This window comes from Butyrivibrio sp. NC3005 (assembly GCF_000424545.1).
Taxonomy (GTDB): Bacteria; Bacillota; Clostridia; order Lachnospirales; family Lachnospiraceae; genus Butyrivibrio.
Genome location: NZ_AUKC01000088.1, coordinates 1 through 2,299, shown reverse-complemented (window position 1 = coordinate 2,299; position 2,299 = coordinate 1). Strand labels below are relative to the sequence as shown.

The 2,299-nt window shown below is 34.9% G+C and carries 2 protein-coding genes and 1 tRNA gene; all 3 read left to right on the top strand.

Features of this window, described 5'->3' with window-relative positions; all coding sequences use genetic code 11:
* The first annotated feature begins 421 nt into the window (after positions 1 to 421).
* The 3 genes from G634_RS0114795 (at position 422) to G634_RS0114785 (ending at position 2,205) form a co-directional block, all read left to right on the top strand.
* The gene (locus G634_RS0114795; protein ID WP_026505913.1) at positions 422 to 1,249 is read left to right on the top strand and encodes an adaptor protein MecA; all 828 of its coding nucleotides are present in this window, start codon (positions 422 to 424) and stop codon (positions 1,247 to 1,249) included.
* A complete protein-coding gene (locus tag G634_RS0114790; RefSeq protein ID WP_026505912.1) occupies positions 1,246 to 2,061 on the top strand; it encodes an arginase family protein in 816 nt (271 codons plus the stop codon). Before G634_RS0114795 ends, G634_RS0114790 begins: the two co-directional genes overlap by 4 nt.
* A gap of 60 nt (positions 2,062 to 2,121) precedes the next feature.
* A tRNA-Leu gene (locus tag G634_RS0114785) sits at positions 2,122 to 2,205 on the top strand.
* The last annotated feature ends 94 nt before the right edge of the window (positions 2,206 to 2,299 follow it).

The window sequence follows — 2,299 nt, the reverse complement described above, 5'->3', positions numbered from 1 at the left end:
GATGCCCTAAAAGGCAACCACAACGTAGATTGTGGCAATAGGAAGCACGCGACTTTAGTCGTGTGAGGCTTCACAGTTCTGATGATATTTTTTGAATAAGTCTTATTTCATTTCACTTTGGAAAACAATAATTTGCGCATAAAAGTTTAGAAAAAATTTAGCACTCTAAGCTGGACAGTGCTAATTATGCGTATATAATGAAAATATCGAGGAATTTTGTGTTAATATAATTATTATAGATACAAAGTTTTGATTTTTTGATTGCTATATATCTTTTTGCGTATATATAGGATTGTAGCATGGAATAGTATGTTATTGCTTAGGTTAAAATGTGTATTATGATGCGCATTTCCAAAGAAAGTGATAGCTTTATTTTTCTGCAGTTGGCGGGATGATTGTTTTTTAGAGGAGATGAGTGTGTATGGTTATAATAAAGATGAGTGAGAAGACAGTTCAGTGTTGTATTGCTGCTCAGGAACTCAGAGAAATGGGACTTACTCCGGAAGCAGTTATGAGAGAAGATGAAAAGTGTGCTACTTTTATGGCACAAATAAATAAAGAAGTCGGAGAACAGCTTGGCTATGATCCGGAAAATGAAGTAATGATGCTTAGTAAGAATGTTCTTACGGATGGAAGTGTGCGTATTTTTGCTGTGAAAATGAATAATGATGATATTCAAAAATCAGCAGACAAAGTTAGAAGCATGGCGCAGACTGTACTGGATTATCTTTCTCAAGATAAAATAGATGAAGTTAAGAATGAAAAAGGCGAGGCCAAAGGGGCGGCGCTTAGTGAACTGATAAATGAAATGAATCGGATGGTTAGTCAGATTTATGTTGAAGGTTCTGATAAAAGTGAGAGCCAACCGTATGGAATCGGAGTATCAGGGGATGGCAATTTGAGTGACGAACAAAAGCCGTTGCAGATAAGCTCTAAACCGGCTATGGAGTATCAAAGGTATATGGGGGTTTTTAAAGATTTGGATTCCTGTATCAGATTTAGTCACATTGCGTTGTCTATGCCTATTGTTGATTCAGCACTTTTTAAGCAGAAGGATGTTTATTATCTGATTCTTGGTGTTAAAACTGTAAATGATGCAACTGTTTTTGAACTTCGAAAAGCAGGTCTTGAGTATGCAGAAAACTTTATTATTAATTCACCAGGAGAACTTCATCTTGTTGAGAATGGAGATTGTATTATTTCAAAAGATGCAGTTATGCATCTTGGAGAAATGGAAGTGGGAAAGTGAAAAACAAGTTAAATAATGTAGTTGTTTTTAATTTTTCAAAGATATATGAAGACGAGGATTTTTTGGATGATGTAAAAAATCCTCGTTTTATTGACGTATCAGATATATCAGGAACAAGAGGGATATGTGATGATATTGCAATAAGCGAAATCAAAAAAAGAATATCTGTAATTCAGGATGAAACTAATGAAAACATCTCAAATGGTGTCCACTTTATTGATAATGGAAATTATCATTATATGACAAAGATTCTTACAGATTATATAGATGAGCCATTTCAATTGGTCTATTTTGATCACCATCCGGATTTAAAGGCTTCTATATTTGGAGACATTCTTTCGTGTGGAAGCTGGGTCAGGAATGCTCAGATAGAAAATCCTAACATTAGAAAAATATCAGCAATAGGAATTGATAGTAGTCTTTGGAAAAAAATTCCTATAGAAGATAGGGAGCACATTGCTTATATTAAGGATTTTGATACAGATACTTTGTCAAAAGATGCCCAAAAGTATATAACAAGGATAGTGGAGACACTTGATACAGAACTTCCTATATATATTTCGATAGATAAGGATGTATTAGATAAAAAAGAAATTCAAACAAACTGGGACCAAGGGACTATGACTTTAAATAGAATGCTGATGATAATTAAGCATTTGAAGGAGAATTTTAGAGTTATTGGAGTAGATATTTGCGGAGAAATGGAACAAAGAGATAGTTTTGATGCCCTGGAAACCGAGCAAAAACGCAATATTGAGGCTAATAAAAAAATTCTGCAAATTTTTTTTGAAAAAGATGTTGACATATCATAGAGTTAAGTGTAATATAGCTTATGTCGCGTGAGCGCAGCATAATACAAAAGTGCATAAGATGCAGAAATGGCGGAATTGGCAGACGCGCAGGCTTCAGGTGCCTGTGATAGCAATATCGTGAGGGTTCAAGTCCCTTTTTCTGCACTCCCTAATGGGAAGTGGTTTATGTACTTTTGATTTCATACAGAATGCGGAAATGTCGGAATTGGCAGACGAGCAAGACTAAGGATCTTGTGAT